The organism is Bradyrhizobium mercantei (assembly GCF_001982635.1).
GTDB lineage: Bacteria > Pseudomonadota > Alphaproteobacteria > Rhizobiales > Xanthobacteraceae > Bradyrhizobium > Bradyrhizobium mercantei.
Genome location: NZ_MKFI01000002.1, coordinates 439477 through 455084, shown reverse-complemented (window position 1 = coordinate 455084; position 15608 = coordinate 439477). Strand labels below are relative to the sequence as shown.

17 protein-coding genes are annotated in these 15608 nt (G+C 65.2%); 10 read left to right on the top strand and 7 right to left on the bottom strand.

All coding sequences use genetic code 11. From position 1 onward, the window contains the following. Nucleotides 1–33: 33 nt before the first annotated feature. Nucleotides 34–603: a MarR family winged helix-turn-helix transcriptional regulator gene (locus BI327_RS09775; RefSeq protein WP_083742007.1), complete on the bottom strand. Its 570-nt coding sequence runs from the start codon at nt 601–603 to the stop codon at nt 34–36. Between the two features lie 82 nt (nt 604–685). Between BI327_RS09775 and BI327_RS09770 the strand changes: the two genes are divergently transcribed. The 6 genes from BI327_RS09770 to BI327_RS09745 all read left to right on the top strand — a co-directional run bounded on the left by BI327_RS09770 (nt 686) and on the right by BI327_RS09745 (nt 5060). After that, nucleotides 686–1144, top strand: coding sequence for a carboxymuconolactone decarboxylase family protein (locus BI327_RS09770; protein ID WP_076860000.1), 459 nt, complete (start codon nt 686–688; stop codon nt 1142–1144). A 54-nt stretch (nt 1145–1198) separates the two neighbouring features. Further along, the gene (locus BI327_RS09765) at nt 1199–1705 is read left to right on the top strand and encodes a cupin domain-containing protein (protein ID WP_076859998.1); all 507 of its coding nucleotides are present in this window, start codon (nt 1199–1201) and stop codon (nt 1703–1705) included. 157 nt (nt 1706–1862) lie between these two features. Then, nucleotides 1863–2753, top strand: coding sequence for a dihydrodipicolinate synthase family protein (locus tag BI327_RS09760; protein WP_076859996.1), 891 nt, complete (start codon nt 1863–1865; stop codon nt 2751–2753). A gap of 96 nt (nt 2754–2849) precedes the next feature. Continuing rightward, the gene (locus tag BI327_RS09755; protein WP_083742006.1) at nt 2850–3272 is read left to right on the top strand and encodes a chorismate mutase; all 423 of its coding nucleotides are present in this window, start codon (nt 2850–2852) and stop codon (nt 3270–3272) included. Between the two features lie 307 nt (nt 3273–3579). Further along, entirely contained in the window at nt 3580–3972 is a 393-nt protein-coding gene (locus BI327_RS09750; RefSeq protein WP_076859993.1) for a tautomerase family protein, read from the top strand. 95 nt (nt 3973–4067) lie between these two features. Beyond that, nucleotides 4068–5060 carry a catalase family peroxidase gene (locus BI327_RS09745; protein ID WP_076859991.1) on the top strand — a complete coding sequence of 331 codons (993 nt, stop codon included), beginning with the start codon at nt 4068–4070 and terminating at the stop codon, nt 5058–5060. A gap of 99 nt (nt 5061–5159) precedes the next feature. Here BI327_RS09745 and BI327_RS09740 read toward each other — a convergent pair whose 3' ends face one another. From BI327_RS09740 to BI327_RS09730, 3 genes are all read right to left on the bottom strand, one after another. Next, nucleotides 5160–6737, bottom strand: a complete 1578-nt coding sequence (locus BI327_RS09740) for a peptidoglycan DD-metalloendopeptidase family protein (RefSeq protein WP_076859989.1) — start codon at nt 6735–6737, stop codon at nt 5160–5162. A 48-nt stretch (nt 6738–6785) separates the two neighbouring features. Then, entirely contained in the window at nt 6786–7352 is a 567-nt protein-coding gene (gene efp / locus BI327_RS09735; RefSeq protein ID WP_050629376.1) for an elongation factor P, read from the bottom strand. Nucleotides 7353–7515: 163 nt separating this feature from the next. Beyond that, nucleotides 7516–8199 (bottom strand): hypothetical protein, encoded by a 684-nt coding sequence (locus BI327_RS09730; protein ID WP_143271566.1) that lies wholly within the window; start codon nt 8197–8199, stop codon nt 7516–7518. A gap of 288 nt (nt 8200–8487) precedes the next feature. Here BI327_RS09730 and epmA point away from each other — a divergent pair, with 288 nt between their 5' ends. The 3 genes from epmA to BI327_RS09710 all read left to right on the top strand — a co-directional run bounded on the left by epmA (nt 8488) and on the right by BI327_RS09710 (nt 11137). Beyond that, nucleotides 8488–9540: an EF-P lysine aminoacylase EpmA gene (epmA, locus tag BI327_RS09725; protein ID WP_076859985.1), complete on the top strand. Its 1053-nt coding sequence runs from the start codon at nt 8488–8490 to the stop codon at nt 9538–9540. Next, nucleotides 9537–10628, top strand: coding sequence for a lysine-2,3-aminomutase-like protein (locus BI327_RS09720; protein WP_076859983.1), 1092 nt, complete (start codon nt 9537–9539; stop codon nt 10626–10628). The genes epmA and BI327_RS09720 overlap by 4 nt, the downstream gene beginning before the upstream one ends. Before the next feature lie 242 nt (nt 10629–10870). After that, a complete protein-coding gene (locus BI327_RS09710; RefSeq protein WP_076859979.1) occupies nt 10871–11137 on the top strand; it encodes a hypothetical protein in 267 nt (88 codons plus the stop codon). Between the two features lie 66 nt (nt 11138–11203). Here the strand turns inward: BI327_RS09710 and BI327_RS09705 are convergent, their stop codons facing one another. From BI327_RS09705 to BI327_RS09695, 3 genes are all read right to left on the bottom strand, one after another. After that, entirely contained in the window at nt 11204–12289 is a 1086-nt protein-coding gene (locus tag BI327_RS09705) for a 3-deoxy-7-phosphoheptulonate synthase (RefSeq protein ID WP_076859977.1), read from the bottom strand. Between the two features lie 236 nt (nt 12290–12525). Continuing rightward, nucleotides 12526–13098 (bottom strand): HdeD family acid-resistance protein, encoded by a 573-nt coding sequence (locus BI327_RS09700; RefSeq protein ID WP_076859975.1) that lies wholly within the window; start codon nt 13096–13098, stop codon nt 12526–12528. 35 nt (nt 13099–13133) lie between these two features. Beyond that, a complete protein-coding gene (locus BI327_RS09695; RefSeq protein WP_076859973.1) occupies nt 13134–14171 on the bottom strand; it encodes a PrsW family glutamic-type intramembrane protease in 1038 nt (345 codons plus the stop codon). 496 nt (nt 14172–14667) lie between these two features. Between BI327_RS09695 and BI327_RS09690 the strand changes: the two genes are divergently transcribed. Then, complete coding sequence (locus BI327_RS09690) at nt 14668–15573, top strand: sulfite exporter TauE/SafE family protein (RefSeq protein WP_076859971.1); 906 nt, start codon at nt 14668–14670, stop codon at nt 15571–15573. The last annotated feature ends 35 nt before the right edge of the window (nt 15574–15608 follow it).

Genomic DNA, 15608 nt, shown 5'->3' with positions numbered 1-15608 from the left:
CGGGTGAGCCAAAAGTCACGCCGCCGCAGGAGGCTATGTATCCTGCAAATCTATGGCGATTTTTGACAGCCATTGCCGGACGATTTGCTCCGACTTGGCGTCTAGGCTGGCGGCGAGCCGGCGCTCCTGGGCCTGGGCGATATGACGGCATTTCTCCAGCACGGCGGTTCCATGACTGGTCAGCGTCCATTGTAGCACCCGGCCGTGCACGGGGTGCGGTGTCTTGCGGATCGCGCCGTCGCGTTCGAGGTTGCGGATGATCACGCTGACGGTTTGCGGCGTCAGCAGCGCGACTCGCGCCAGATCGGCGCCTGACAGCCCCGGATAGGCCTTCAGCATGGTGAGCACGACGAATTGCGGCGAGGTGACGCCGAGGCGTCCGAGTTCGCGCTCCATCGACAGCCGCGAGGCGGCATGCGCCTGGCGCAGCAGATAGGCGAGGTAACCCTGTTCGCCGCGCTTGCCTTCGCCGGGCGGCGGGACCGGGGAGGCGAGCGGGGCGTCGGCGGCCGATCCGGATCCCAGCGCAACCTTGCCCGCCGCTTTCCCCGCCGGCCGCCGCTCGGCGGCACCGGATTTCCCTCGTTTCTGCATTGCCGCCATGTTGCCTTCGCCAATGTCGCGTCTTGCTCGATATCAGAGCTCTGATAATATGTCAGTTCACTGATAACATGAGGCCACGCCGATGTCACATGCCCGCAAGGAATACACCGACTTCGAGAAGCTCGCCCCAGATGTGTTCGCCGCCGTGCGCGCGCTCGGCCAGTTCGCGGCGAAGGCCGGCCTCGACAAGCAGCTGCTCGAGCTCGTCAAGCTGCGCGCCTCGCAGATCAACGGCTGCGCCTTCTGCGTGCAGTATCACATCCTGCAGGGCGAGAGCCTCGGCGTGCCCACAGACAAGCTCAACCTCGTCGTGGTGTGGCGCGAGGCGCCGCAATTCTCGGCCCGTGAGCGCGCGGCGCTGGCCTGGACCGAGGCGCTGACGACCATGCCGAACGGCGTCAGCGACGAGGTCTATGCCGAGGTCTCCGCCGAATTCTCCGAGCAGGAGCTGACCTACCTGACCTCGGCGATCGCTTCGATCAATGTCTGGAACCGGTTCGGCGCAGCCTATCGCTGGACCCCGCCACCGCGCCGGCAGTGAGCGGATGCGCAAGTCGAAACGGATCAAACAGCAACTGACAGGGGAGACGAACCGATGACCTCGATGACGATGACGCCATCTCTTCCATTCGCCCGGCCGCCGCGGCCGGTCATGCTGGCCGTGGTCGCGGGACTTTCCTGCGCCTTCGTGATCGGGAAGGCCTTGCCGACCCCGATGGATGCGATCTCGGCGGTGATCGCGCCGCTCTGCGCCAGCGCCAATGCGGCGTCGCCGCTCGACAAGGTCGAGGTGATCACCTCGCATGCACTGCCGAACGTCGCGGGCAAGCGTGTCACGGTGGTGCGCGTGTTCTACGGTCCGGGCGGTTTCACGCCGCCGCACCGCCATTCCGGCTCGGTAACGGCCTACATCACCAAGGGCGAGATCCGCTCGCAGCTCGGCGGCGGACCGGTGGAAACCTTCCATGTCGGGCAGTCCTTCTTCGAGCCGCCGGGGTCGACCCACATGGTCTCGGCCAATGCGAGCACCACGGAGCCGGCGGAGCTGATCGCGGTGTTCGTGGCGGATGAAGGCGCGCAGCTGACGACGATGCTGGAATAATCGGCGGGCGCGGGAGCTGTCGCGCACTGGACCAGTTTGCCGTGAACTCGGTAGCAAACTGGACCTTGCAAGCGGGACTGCGCATGGCGATTGATGGTGCGGCAGTGACGTCGGCGCGCGATTTCGCCGCGCGCTGGCCGCCGAAGAGGAGCAACCGATGGTCAATCTCAACGGGCTTTCTGCCTTCCCGATCACGCCCTCCAATCGGGACGGGGAAGTCGACGCGGGAGCGCTCCGCGCGTTGCTGGAGCCGCTGATCGCCGCGAAGGTGGATTCGATCGGGTTGCTCGGCAGCACCGGCTCGTATCCGTATTTCAGCCGCGACGAGCGTCGGCGCGCCGTGCAGGCCGCTGTCGCCATGGCGGGCAAGACGCCGATCCTGGTCGGCGTCGGCGCGCTACGCACCGACGATGCGGTGCGGCTGGCGCAGGATGCGCGTGATGCCGGCGCGGCGGCAGGCCTGTTGGCCGCGGTCTCCTACACACCGTTGACGGATGACGAGGTGTTCGAGCATTTTCAAACCGTGGTACGCGAGAGCGGATTGCCGATCTGCATCTACGACAATCCGGGCACCACGCATTTTCGCTTCACGCCGGCCCTGGTTGGCCGCCTCAGTCAACTGGACGGGATCATCGCGGTGAAGAGCCCCGCGTTGGACGCGTCCACGCTCGCCGGCCATATCGCCGAATTGCGCGCCATCGTTCCGAGCGGTTTCTCGCTGGGTTACAGTGCCGACTGGAACTGCACCGAGGCGCTGCTGGCGGGCGGCGAGACCTGGTACAGCGTTCTCGCAGGTGTGTTCCCGAGGATCTGCTTTGAGATCGTGCGAGCCGCGGCGAGCGGCGATGCCGCCAGGGCGAGGCAGCTTGACGCGCGTCTCGAGCCGGTCTGGCACCTGCTCAAGACCTTCTCGAGCTTGCGGGTTGCCTACGCGATCGCCAATCTCAAGGGGATCTGTGCGGCCGAGCCGCCGCGGCCGATCTTGCCGTTGCCCCCGGATGCCCAGAAGAAGGTGGGTGAGGTGCTGGCCGCAATGGACATCGGTTGACCGCTCCAAGGCAGCATCCGGCCATCGTGGCTTCCATAGGCGTACAAAATCGGCATAACAATCGCCGGGGCGTGCGCGCTGACGGGGAGGCGTTCGATGCGATTGCCGGTCGTTTTGTTGGTGCTTCTGGTTCCCGTCGTGGTCTGGGCCGAGGAGCCCGCGACCAATGCGCCGGCGCTGTGGGGCAGCCCCACCGTCGACAACGGTGCCTGCTGCAAGACGCTTGGCGAGGTGCGCAGCAATATCGACCGGCTCGACCGCGAGATCGTGCGCCTGATGGCCGAGCGCGGCCGCTACGTCCATGAAGCCGCCCGCTTCAAGGCCAACCCCGCGCAGGTCGAGGCACCTGAGCGCGCCGAGGCGGTCGTGAAGAAGGCGATGGCGCTGGCGGAAGCGGACGGGCTGTCGCCGAAGGTCGCGGAAGCCGCCTATCGCGCGATGATCCGCGCCTTCATCGATTACGAGCAGGGCGTCTTCGCGGCAGCCGCGGCGCGCGGCGATGCGCCCTGGAAGAAATAAGGGCCATCGGCTCGTTCGGTTTGGCGCCGCGTCGAGACGTGATCTGCGATTCAGATCGCAACCATCTCGCATAATAATTGTTCTTTTGCTCCGCGGCATGCTCAAACAGCCTGCGAGAGCGCGGTTCAGTTCGCTCTGAAGGCCGACGTCGAGATCGGCGAACGGGCACGGCAAAAATCCAAGACATCGAAGTTGATGGAGAACGGATCACCTCCGCTCCAGTCGGCTCGCCGCGCGCGGTGCAACTGATCGCCGGCAGTTGCACCTAAACCTATGTCCTCGGCAGGTCGAGCAAGGAGCCACCAACATGCCGTTTCTGCGTTTTGATTTGATCGAGGGACGAAGCGATGCCGAAGTCCAGCGGCTGCTGGACGTCACTCACGAAGTGCTGGTCGAAACCCTCCGCGTGCCGCCGCGTGACCGCTACCAGGTCGTGCATGTTCATCCGCGATCACGCGTCGTCGCGCTCGATACCGGGCTCGGTATCGGCCGGACGGATAAGCTCGTGATGCTGCAATTGACCAGCCGGCCGCGCGACCAGGCGCTGAAGCTGGATTTCTATCGGGTCCTCGCCGAGCGGCTGTCGTCGGCCTGCGGGATCGCGCCGAGCGATCTCGTCATCAATTTCGTGATCAATGACGACGAGGACTGGTCGTTCGGCATGGGGCGGGCGCAGTTCATCACCGGCGAACTGAAATAGATCCGACTTCGCCTTCCGTTCTGGACTAATCTTGCCGACGCGGCGGCGGAGCCGTGAAACGGCGATCTCGTTTTCTCTCATCCTGGAGTCGGATCATGCCTCGTTCCTTGCCGTTCTTCATGCTTGCGATCTCGCTCGGCTTCACGGGCGCCGCCGGCGCCCAGACGCCGGCTCCCCAGACATCGACGCCGGAGCAACTGGTCGATGCCCTGAACGGCGTGTTCGGCAAGCACCCCGGTGCGCGTGCGGTTCACGCCAAGGGCATTGTGCTGGAGGGCACGTTCACACCCGGCGCGCAGGCATCAAGCATCAGCAAGGCGCCGCATCTGCAAAGCACGGCGGTGCCCGTGACAGTGCGCTTCTCGGACTTTGCCGGGATTCCCGACATTCCCGACAATCACGAACTGGCCAGTCCGCGCGGCTTTGCGATCAAGTTCAAGCTACCCGACGGCAGCGACAGCGACATCGTTGCGCACTCGTTCAACGGCTTTCCTTCGCCCAACGCGGACGACTTTCACGATTTGCTGGTTGCGTTGGGAAGCAGCGGTGCCAACGCCGCCAAGCCGACGCCGCTCGACAAGTATCTGGCGACGCATCCCGTCGCGAAGGCTTTCCTGACCGCGCCGAAGCCGGCGCCCGAGAGCTACGGCACGCTGCCATATTTCGGCGTCAACACCTTCAAGTTCGTCAACGGCGCCGGAAAGGCCACCTATGGCCGCTATCAATTCCAGCCGGTGGCCGGCGCGCACTTCCTGAGCAACGAGGAGGCGGCAAAGAAAGCGGCGGACTATCTGAGCACGGAGATCCGGGCGCGGGTCGCGCAGGGGCCGGTCAATTTCAGGCTGCTGCTTCAACTCGCCGCGGCCGACGACAAGCTCGACGATCCGTCGATCTCCTGGCCCGACACGCGACAGACCGTCGAACTCGGCACGATCTCGATCACGAAAGCGGTCCAGGACAGCGACGCCGCCCAGCGGCAGTTGCTGTTCCTGCCGAACGCGCTTCCGTCCGGCATCGAGGTGCAGGATCCGATGATCGAGGCGCGGTCGGCCGCGTATCCGGTCTCCTACTCACGCCGGCAGGAATGACCGTCGCGGCGAGATTGAATTGAATCGTCGTCGCGCCCTAGCGTCATCGTTGAGCATGATCTTTTCGGAAAACCGCTTCGCACTTTTCCGGATCATGCGCTAGTTGCCGCCGCCTTCCTGGGTGTCGATCCGATGCACGACGTCGTCGGGCAGGGCGTGGGCCACGGCGGCCGCAACTCCGGGCTCCGGTCCGATCTCGCGGCCGCGGCCGCGGATCAGCCGCTCATAGGCCGACACGAGCGTGGTGTAGGGATTGACCCACAGCCAGCCGTCGCGCGTGAATACCTGCACGTCGAAATGCAGATGCCGTGACGTTCCGTTGGGATGGTCGAGGTAGTTCGAGACCACACCGACCTTCTCGCCCTCGCTGACGCGGCGTCCGTTGAGCAGGCCGTCAGCGTCCATCACCGACGGGTTCATGTGCATGTAGCGGAAGCGCACGTGCTCGGTGCGGGTGTTGACCTGCAATGTCGCGGCCTGCTGCTGCGCCGAGCGGATCACGATGCTGTCGCGCACCGCGACGACCGCCTGCTGCCGCGGATCGCAACCATCCGTGCTGTCGGCCGGACACGCGCCCGGGCGGATGTCCTGGCCCTGATGGCCGTAGCCGCTCGCGCATTGGCCGACCTCGAAGCTGCGCGCCTCGCAGAAATTGTCCTGCCAGGGATACGCGTCGAGCCGCCCGCGCTTCGGAAAGGATTGCGAGTGGGCGAAGGCCGGCGCCTTCTGCAGCGGAAAGCGGATCTGCGAATAGACGGTGAAGTCGGCATGGCCGCCTTGCTGCCTGCGGCCGCCGCTGCCCGCGATGATGTCGCCGCTCGGGTGGTAGGTGAAGTCGGCCGATGGCGTGATCGGCCGCTCGGCGATGCCGGAGGCGATGTCGCTGCGCGGCCGCGACGGCTGGCCGCCGGCAATGCGCAATGCCTTCAGGAAGCGTTCGGCGACCGGCGTGGCCTCGCGGCAGGCCAGCCGCTTCGGCCGCGGCGCGCTGTCGAGGCACTGGATCGAGACCACATAGGGAATCCCGAAGCGGGTGAAGGCGTAGCGGACATAGCCTTCGCGGATGAAGCGGCGCATGTCCGGAAACTGTGCCGCCAGCGTCTTGACCGGCTCGCCCTTGCCGCCGAGCCGGTCGGCGAGGTCGTAGACCAGGATCGAGCCCGAGATCTGCACCTCGACCGGCTTTGCAAAGGTCCGCGGCGGCATGCCGTCGCCGGCGCCGGGGTCGAGCGAGAACACCGCGTCGTAGCCGGACGCACCGGCGTCGAAGAAGTCGACAGCGCGGAAATCGGCCTGAAAGCGCGCGACCGGCGCATTGTCCGGGATGCCGCTTTGCCGCGCCTCGAGATAGCCTGCGGCGTCGAACGGCAGCAGCACCGGGATCGGGCTGCGCGCGATGCCGGGGAAGAACCCTGCGGTCACCGCGTTCAGCTGCACCAGCGCGGGTGTCGCGCGCGGATCGGTGGCGGGGACGCGGCGTTGTCCGGCGAAGGTGAAGTTCGCCGCGATGGCCGGGTGGGCGGTGATCTCCTGCCGCAGCTGGTCAACCACCGCACGCCATTCGACCCGCATGGCCGAGATCGAAGGCGTCCGGAACTCGTCGGCATGGGCGCCGGGAGGAGGCGAGAGCAGGGCTGCCAGCCAGCAACTGATGAAGCTGACCACCTTCCTGTTCACTGCACCCCCCGGTTCGAATCTCCAGAGAAACTAGCGCCTAATCCTTGTTTAATCCTTGGCGCGTTCAACGTAGGAGCCGTCCTCGGTCATGACGACGATGCGCGTGCCGGTGGAAACGTGCGGCGGCACGCCGGTGCGGATGCCGTTGGAGAGCACCGCGGGCTTGTAGGACGACGAGGCGGTCTGGCCCTTGGTCACGGGCTCGGTCTCCACCACTTCCAGCGTCACGCGCTGCGGCAGCTGGATCGCAACCGGATTGCCGTCGTGCATCGACAGCTTCACGGTCATGTTCTCCTGCAGATACGGCGCCGACGAACCGATGATCTCCTTGGAGACCTGGACCTGGTCGTAATTGTCGTTGTTCATGAAGTGGAAGCCGTCGCCGTCTTCATAGAGGTAGTTGTAGTTGTGGTCCTCGACGGTGGCCTTCTCGACCTGGTCGGTGGTCTTGTAGCGCTCCGACACCTTCACGCCGTCGCCGATGCGGCGCATTTCGATCTGGCTGACCGGGGTGCCCTTGCCGGGATGAATGTTTTCGGCGGAGAGGACCACGTAGAGCTTGCCGTCCTGCTCGATGACGTTGCCCTTGCGGATGGAACTGGCGATGACTTTCAAAGGTGTTTTCCTGAATTTGGGAGCCTAAGGGCGCAAACCGGTTCGGCAGCCCTCGGCCATGGCGGCGATTTCGGGCTGCAACATACTGATTTGTCGCTGAGATGCCAGTCTTTTGCGGCTAATTTCGGCAGGTTGCCAACCGTTCTGGCCGTGCCATCAGGCGCTATTTTCGGGCCGGATCGGGCGTTTTTCGTGCCTTCTCGTTGTGCTCGGCGAAGCTCGCAGGAACCGAGAATGTCCCGGTTTTCAGGTCATAGAGGCAGCGCCAGTCCTCGACCCAGGGAAACGGCGTCTCCTCGCCCTGAATGTCGAACGACAGGCCGATCACCAGGTAGCGGCTATCGGGCCAATGCTCGCCGAGCCCAGCGTAGTTGTCCTCCAGCCCCTTGATCAGGCCCACTCGCATATGATCGAGCGAATAGGGGTCTTTGGGATCGTGTCGAACGCCTGTGGCGGCCGGCTGGGTGAAGAAATAGTCCCAGGCGGCATCGCCGAGCGGTTTTGCGGTTGCCGGTGCGAACCGGTCGCCGCTGCGCTTGTAGAGGAACAGCGTCTGAACCCCCGAGCCAATCTTCTGCATCCGCACCAGCCACTGACTGTCGGGGCTGAAGCGGAAGCCGGCCTGATATCCGGCCTGATCGGTGGTTTCACCCTTATTCAGGAGAGAGGTGTGCTTGTGGGTGAGGTCGAAGGTCCAGAACTGAAACAGCAGACCATCATCGCCCATGTCGCGCGCGTATTGCTCGAGCCGAACCGTGCCGTCCGGTGAGGTGAAGGTGGGTGCATCGGTGACGCGCTTGAACTGCTTTCCCGGGCCGTCGGCATTGGCCGGCGCGAGCAGGGCCAACCCGAGCAGCAAAGTGCATCCAGCGGTTCGCAATCGGCGGAACATGGCTTGATCCGTTCCAGTTGAACTGGGTGTGGGACGCTGGACCACCCGATCAGGTTCAGCCGAGACTGCGCATGGACAACGCCGGCATCTTTCGACAAGAAAGGGATCAGCTTCGCCGCGTTCCGCGGAGGCCCAGGCCGTGTGGATCATGTATCTGTTTGGAATCAACCATTTGCATTCGACTCTTAATTGGAGGCGGGGGCTTGTTGATGTTGAATCCGCAACCGCCGGAGCAGACTGGCGATGACCGCTCACGACCAGCCCTCGCCGTGGTGGACGCCGCAACGCTACGCCGACCGCAGGCCATTCCTGCAGGCGCGGACCGCGATCACGCGGGCGCTGCGGGCCTGGTTCGAGGAGCAGGGCTTTGCCGAGGTCGAGACCGCCATCCTGCAGATCTCGCCTGGCAACGAGACGCATCTGCACGCCCCCCGCACCGAGCTCAGGCGGGCCGACGGCTCGCATGCGACGCGCTACCTGCGCACCTCGCCGGAGTTCGCCTGCAAGAAGCTGCTCGCGGCCGGCGAGCCGAAGATCTACGAGTTCGCACGGGTGTTCCGCGATCGCGAGCGCGGCGACCTGCATCTGCCCGAGTTCACCATGCTGGAATGGTACCGCGCCAATGCCGGCTATGACGCGATCATGGCCGATACGATCGTCGTGATCGCCCATGCGGCACAGGCGACCGGGATCGGCCGGTTTGCCTTCCGCGGCAGAATGGCCGACCCGTTTGCCGAGCCGGAGCTGCTGACCGTCGCGGCAGGCTTCGAGCGCTTCGCCGGCATCGATCTCTTGGCGACGATCTCGAGCGGCGAGGGCGATCGCGAGGCACTGGCGTCGGCCGCACGCGAGCGGGTGCGGATCGCCGATGACGACAGTTGGTCGGACATTTTCAGCAAGGTGCTGGTCGAGCATGTCGAGCCCAATCTGGGCCAGGGCCGCCTGACGGTGCTGTTCGAATATCCGTCGCCTGAGGCGGCGCTGGCGCGCACCAAGGCGGGTGAGCCCCGCGTCGCCGAACGCTTCGAGGTCTATGCCTGCGGCGTCGAGGTCGCCAACGGCTTTGGCGAGCTGACCGATGCGGCCGAGCAGCGCCATCGTTTCACCGCAGCGATGGACGAGAAGGCGCGCCGTTACGGCGAGCGCTATCCGCTCGACGACGATTTCATCGCCGCGGTCGGCCAGATGCCGGAGGCGAGCGGCGTCGCGCTCGGCTTCGACCGGCTGGTGATGCTGGCGAGCGGCGCGCCGCGAATTGATCAGGTGGTCTGGACACCGCCTGCAGGAGAGCCATGAACAGGATCGATCCGAAACTGGCGGCGACGCTGCGCCAGCCGCGCGAGCTGGTCGATGCCGGCCTCGCGCCGGCTGCCACCCTTGCCGAGCTCGAGCAGGTCGCTCTGCGCTACGCGGTCGCGGTGACGCCGGAGCTCGTTGCGTTGATCGATCCAGCCGATCCCGCCGACCCGATCGCGCGGCAGTTCGTCCCGAGCGCCGACGAGCTCGTCGAGCAGCCAGGCGAGAACGCCGATCCGATCGGCGACGATGCCCATTCGCCGGTCTCAGGCATCGTGCATCGCTATCCGGACCGGGTGCTGTTCAAGCTCGTCCATGTCTGCGCGGTCTATTGCCGATTTTGTTTCCGGCGTGAAATGGTCGGACCGGGAAAGGCTTCGGCCTTGTCCGACGACGCCTACCGCGCGGCGCTGAATTACATCCGCACCCATCCGGAAGTCTGGGAAGTCATCCTGACCGGCGGCGATCCCTTGATGCTGTCGCCGCGCAGGCTGGCCGAGATCATGGCCGATCTCGCCGCCATCGATCACGTGAAGATCATCCGTCTTCACACCCGTGTCCCGATCGCAGATCCCGGCCGCATCAATCCCGAGATGATCGCGGCACTGCGGGGCGAAGGAGCTTCGACCTGGATTGCGATCCACGCCAACCATCCGCGCGAGTTGGGCGCCAATGCCCGCGCGGCGTGCGCGCGCCTCGTTGATGCCGGCATTCCACTGGTCAGCCAGTCGGTCCTGCTGCGTGGCATCAATGATGATGCTGCGACGCTGACGGCGCTGATGCGCGCCTTCGTCGAGTGCCGGATCAAGCCTTACTACCTGCACCACGGCGACCTTGCGCCCGGCACCGCGCATTTGCGCACCACGATCGAGGACGGGCAGGAATTGATGCGGGCGTTGCGCGGACGGGTCTCCGGGCTCTGTCAGCCGGATTATGTGCTCGACATCCCCGGCGGCCACGGCAAGGCGCCGATCGGCCCGACCTATTTGTCGCAGCCAGCCTCCCGCGAACGTGAAGATTCCGGGGAACGGCGCTACCGCATCGTGGATTATTGCGGAGACGTTCATCTTTATCCGCCGCAATCCTGAGGCTGATATGGGCGGGGCCGGGGACGGACGGCAGGAGCCGCCCGAGCACGAGGGCAGCCGCAGCATCGAAAATGCTGTGATGTTCGGCTTCTTTGTGGTGCTGGTGGCCGCGGGAATCTGGCTCCTTGGGGCGATGGCCGATATACGGAAGGTACAGGATTGCGCAGCGCAGGGGCGTCGCAACTGTGCTACCGTCGAGGTGCCGGAACGGGCGCGATAGGGTTGAGAAGCGGAGACGCGAGATGCGGAAGACAGTTTTGTTGATGGCTCTGACGATGGTTGTGGCCGGAACGCCCCAGCTTGGAACGTCGCTGGCCTGGGCGCAGCAGCAGGGCGGATCGTCCTCCATGCAGAAGAATACGGGGGTGCCGGAGGCGCCGGTCGGTCACCGTCAGCCGCGCCGCGGCGACGTTGGCAGCGAAAAGAACATCAGCGATCCGAACAGCCAGGCCAACAAGGAAGACGCTGCGCTCGACAAGAAGATCAAGAGCATCTGCCGCGGTTGCTAACCCACGCGAGAGGCCGGCGGAGCGCGCTATCCACCCCGCCGGCAACGCTCAATCCGTTCGGCCGCGTCAGGCCGAACGCTCCTGCAGACCGTCGCGCCGCACGTTGCGCCTTGCGTCGACGGCATCGGCCAGCTGCTTCAACACGTCAGCCGTCGTCGCGAGGTCGATGCAGCCATCGGTGATGCTCTGGCCGTAGGTCAGGGCCTTGCCCGGCACGACGTCCTGGCGTCCCGCAACAAGGTTGCTCTCGATCATCACACCGACGATGCGCTGCTCGCCGCCTGCGACCTGGCGCGCGATGTCGGCGGCAACCGCCGGCTGGTTCTCCGGCTTCTTGCTGCTGTTGGCGTGGCTGGTGTCGATCATCAGCCGCGCCGCGACACCGGCACGGCCGAGCTCGGCGGCGGCGGCATCGACGCTTGCGGCATCATAGTTCGGCATCCGGCCGCCGCGCAGGATGACGTGGCAGTCCTCGTTGCCGCTGGTTGCGGCGATCGCCGAACGGCCGCCCTTGGTGACCGCCATGAAGTGGTGCGGGTGCGACGCCGATTTCACTGCGTCCGCCGCGATCCGCACGCCACCATCGGTGCTGTTCTTGAAGCCGACCGGGCAGGATAGTCCGGACGCCAGCTCGCGATGGATCTGGCTCTCGGTGGTGCGTGCGCCGATCGCGGCCCAGGAGACCAGATCGGCGATGTATTGCGGCGTCGTCATGTCGAGGAATTCGGTGCCGGCGGGCAGGCCGAGATTGTTGACGGCCGACAGCACATTGCGGGCAAGCCGCAGGCCCTTGTTGATGTCGAAGCTGTTATCGAGACCGGGGTCGTTGATCAGCCCCTTCCAGCCGACGGTGGTGCGCGGTTTCTCGAAATAGACCCGCATCACGATCTCGAGGCGGTCGGCGAGCTGCTCGCGCAGGCTGGCGAGGTGCTCGGCGTAATCGACGGCCGCCGCGGGATCGTGAATGGAGCAGGGGCCGACGACGACCAGCAGGCGGTCATCGGTGCCGTTGAGGATCGCGTGGATGGCGTTGCGGGCGCCCATCACGACGCGGGTCGCCGTCAGGGTGCGGGGGACCTCCCGCATCACCTCTTCGGGCGTACTGAGCTCTTTCAATTCCTTGATGCGAAGATCGTCTGTCGTACTCAACACGGCTGGCTCCTTTTGGATTTTTCGGACCTGCCGGCACAAAAAAGCCGCCAGGTCTGGCGGCTTGTTTTGGACGTTTGCTGCAATTCTTCAGATTGAGCGCGATCCTCCTGCCGCCAGCGAGCTGTCGTAGCTAAAGTACCAAAAATAGCTGGTGGCGACGGTGATCATGGGGCGGCTCTATAACCCAGCCATTTGGGGCTGTCACCCCCCAAATGCAAGCCCGCCGCGGTTCGCCGTCAGGTGTTGCGCGCCGCCAACGCCATGCCGATCAGGGTCGCCCCGCCGAACATCAGGTTGAGCCCGACGAGGAGGCCGATCGCCCATTCTGCCGAGCCGGGCAGCCCGGCGATGATGAAGAAGGCGATCACGATATCCATCAGGCCGGCGATCAGGAGCCAGGACCAGCGTCCCGATAATTCGCGGCGATGCTCCAGCGCGTACATGATGGTGGCGACGCCCTCGGCGACGAAATAGGCGCCGACGACGATGGTCAGCGTCAGCACGCCCTGCATCGGACGGGCAAGCAGCACCATGCCGGCCAGCACGGCGAGCGCGGCCGAAATCAGCGACCACCAGAAGCCCGGCATGTTCCGCGCCCAGAACGTCACGATCAAGCCGCCGATGCCGGAGATCAGGAACATCCAGCCGAGGAAGATGGTGACGGCGAGGCTCGCGAATGCCGGCACGATCATCGCGGCGATGCCGAGGACCACGAGCAGGATGCCTTCGAACAGGAACGCCTTCCAGTGCGCCTTGACGGCGGCCTGCATCTGCGATCGCAGCTTGTCGAGGTCGTTGGACAGGGTCATCGCGGCTCTCCGGATCTGCGCGCGTGCGACCTATCCTAACCCTGGCCGGGCGCGGACGGAAAGCCCTCCGAGGCGGTCCGCATCCGGTTGCGGCCGAGGAAGTAGACCGCGGTGGTCGCGATCAGGAGCGCCAGTCCGATCAGGATCGAGGTGAAGCCGATCGGGACCAGGATGAACGACGCATTGCGCTCGGGATTGACGTACCAATGATGCAGCGAGGTGAGCAGGAAGGCGACGCCGGCAAAGCCGGTGCCGCCGCCGATCAAGAGCAGTGCCCACATCCGCCGCAGCTGGCTGAGCCGCTCGCGCGCCACGTCAGTGCGCGGGGCATGATGCTTGCCGAGGCGGCGCACCAGGCGGATCGCAAAACCGATCGAGGAGAAGCCGACCAGCACGCTGGCCGAACCGAGCAGCAGCCGCGCGGTCGGGCCGAGATCGGGCATGCGCTGCAGCGCGAGCAGCGGAAAATCGAATGCTGCGTGCAGCGCGACCGGCGCGACCAGCACCAGCGCCCAGTTGGTGATGCGGGCCCAGTCGCGGTGGCCCCGATAGGCGCCGAGCGCGCCGCCGGAGCGCGCGATCGCAAGGTAGGCGCCGGCGATGATGCCGAGCGCGCCGTGAAACGGCACAGTCAGTACGCTGCGCAACGCGGCGAGCGCGCGCCACATGTCCTTGTGCTGGACCAGATAGGCGAGGTTCTCGTAGGCGGCAAATCCAAGTCCGGCAGCCGCGCCATAGACCACCGTATCCATCGGATCGGCGAAGGCGCGGCGCCGCGTCGAGATGGCGACGATGACCAGAACCTTGACGATCTCCTCCGGCGCCGCGACGCCGAACGCCGCGCGGACCGCCTGCGTCGCCCAGGGATTATCGGGAATGGCGAGCAGCGCATTGAAGGGAATTCGCGCCAGGCCGAGCAGGGAAATGCTGGCCGCGCCGAGCACGAAGGCAAGCCACACCTGTACCGGCGGTCCGGGGCGCTCGTCGGCGGCAATCACCAGCCATAACACCAGCAGTGCGGGAGCGATGGCGGCGGCGCCGATCACGGTCGGAAGTGACTCAAGCAACAACATGAGCCGGACGGGCCCCTTTGATGGCACCAAAAGTGATGCGTGCCGAAGAAATGGCAGCAAGTTCAGCGGATTGCAAATCGGGCGATGGGGGAAATCGGTTCGACCGACGCCGTTCTCGTGTCCAATATGCCACGGTGGCTCGCGAAAGCGGGCGGAAGCGTGCCGTTGCAGATCAAACCAGAACGGCTATCGGGCCTGGTTCCTGACGGGGAAGCCCCATGCGGAGCGGGGCGGTGCCTCGAACCATGATGGGTGGCGCGTCTGGGTTGCTGTGACGATAGGGGCGCACCGGCGCGGTAACTTGGCCCATGACGGCATCATCGAGCAGCAGATCGCCGCGAACTTTCACGGTGCGTAGCTGTGGCGCCAAGGTGGCCGCCGCCAACGACATCCCGGGAGCTTCGTAACGCCCGGCAGTCGCAAGTTTCGGCACAGTGTCCCCACGCGTTGGGCTATAATGTCGCGGGCATAGGGACAGATCCGGTAAAAGCTAAAGATGCTTTCAATTGATTCTGCTGTGATCGTTCTTGCCGTGATCGCTTTGTTTGCGGCCTTCGTCAACGGTGCGCTGGGTTACGGGTTCTCCTCGCTTACCGTGCCGGTCGCGCTTGTCTTCTACACCAACCGCATCCTCAATCCCGCGGTCGTCATCGTCGAAGTTTTCGTCAACCTGTATGTTCTCTGCATCAACCTGAGCGGCGTTCCGGCCGTCTGGCGGCGCGTGTTGCCGATCCTGATCGGCCTCGTGCCGGGAATCGCAGTCGGCGCCTTCACGCTGACGTCGCTGCAGCCCGGCTGGACCAAGTTCGCGACCTACTCGATCATTCTGCCGCTGATCCTGCTGCAGGCGGCCGGTTGGCGGAGGCCGATCCAGTCGAAATGGCTGGTCGGTTTGCCCTTTGGGACGACGCTCGGGATCCTGTACTCGGTCACGACCATTTCGGGACCGCCGCTGGCGATCCTGTTCAACAATCAGGGCCTCGTCAAAGACGAGTTTCGGGCCGGCCTTGCATTGGTCCGTGTGACGGAGTCCAGCCTGACTGCGATCGCGTACTACAAGCTCGGCCTGTTCATCGAAGAGAGCCGGAGCATCCTGTTCGTGCTCGTTCCCTGCGTTGTCGTCGGCATACCGCTCGGCGCCTGGCTGATCCGGCGGCTGGATGCGGAGACGTTTCGCCGGATCTGCATGAGCTTTGACGCGTGGGTCGTGGGCTTCGGTCTGTCGCGCGTGCTGATCGAAGTGAAGCTGATGGAGAGCCCGTGGGCCTACAGCGTGATGGCCGGCACGATCCTGATCGACGTCTGCCTGCTGTACGTCTTCTTCACCGCGCGAAGAGGGACGGTACAGAGCTCGCATGCGCTGGCTTCGCTGAGATCGGGCGAGCGGGGCGGCCCGACCTGACGGCGACACTGCCCGTGGGGGACGTCCGCGAGGAG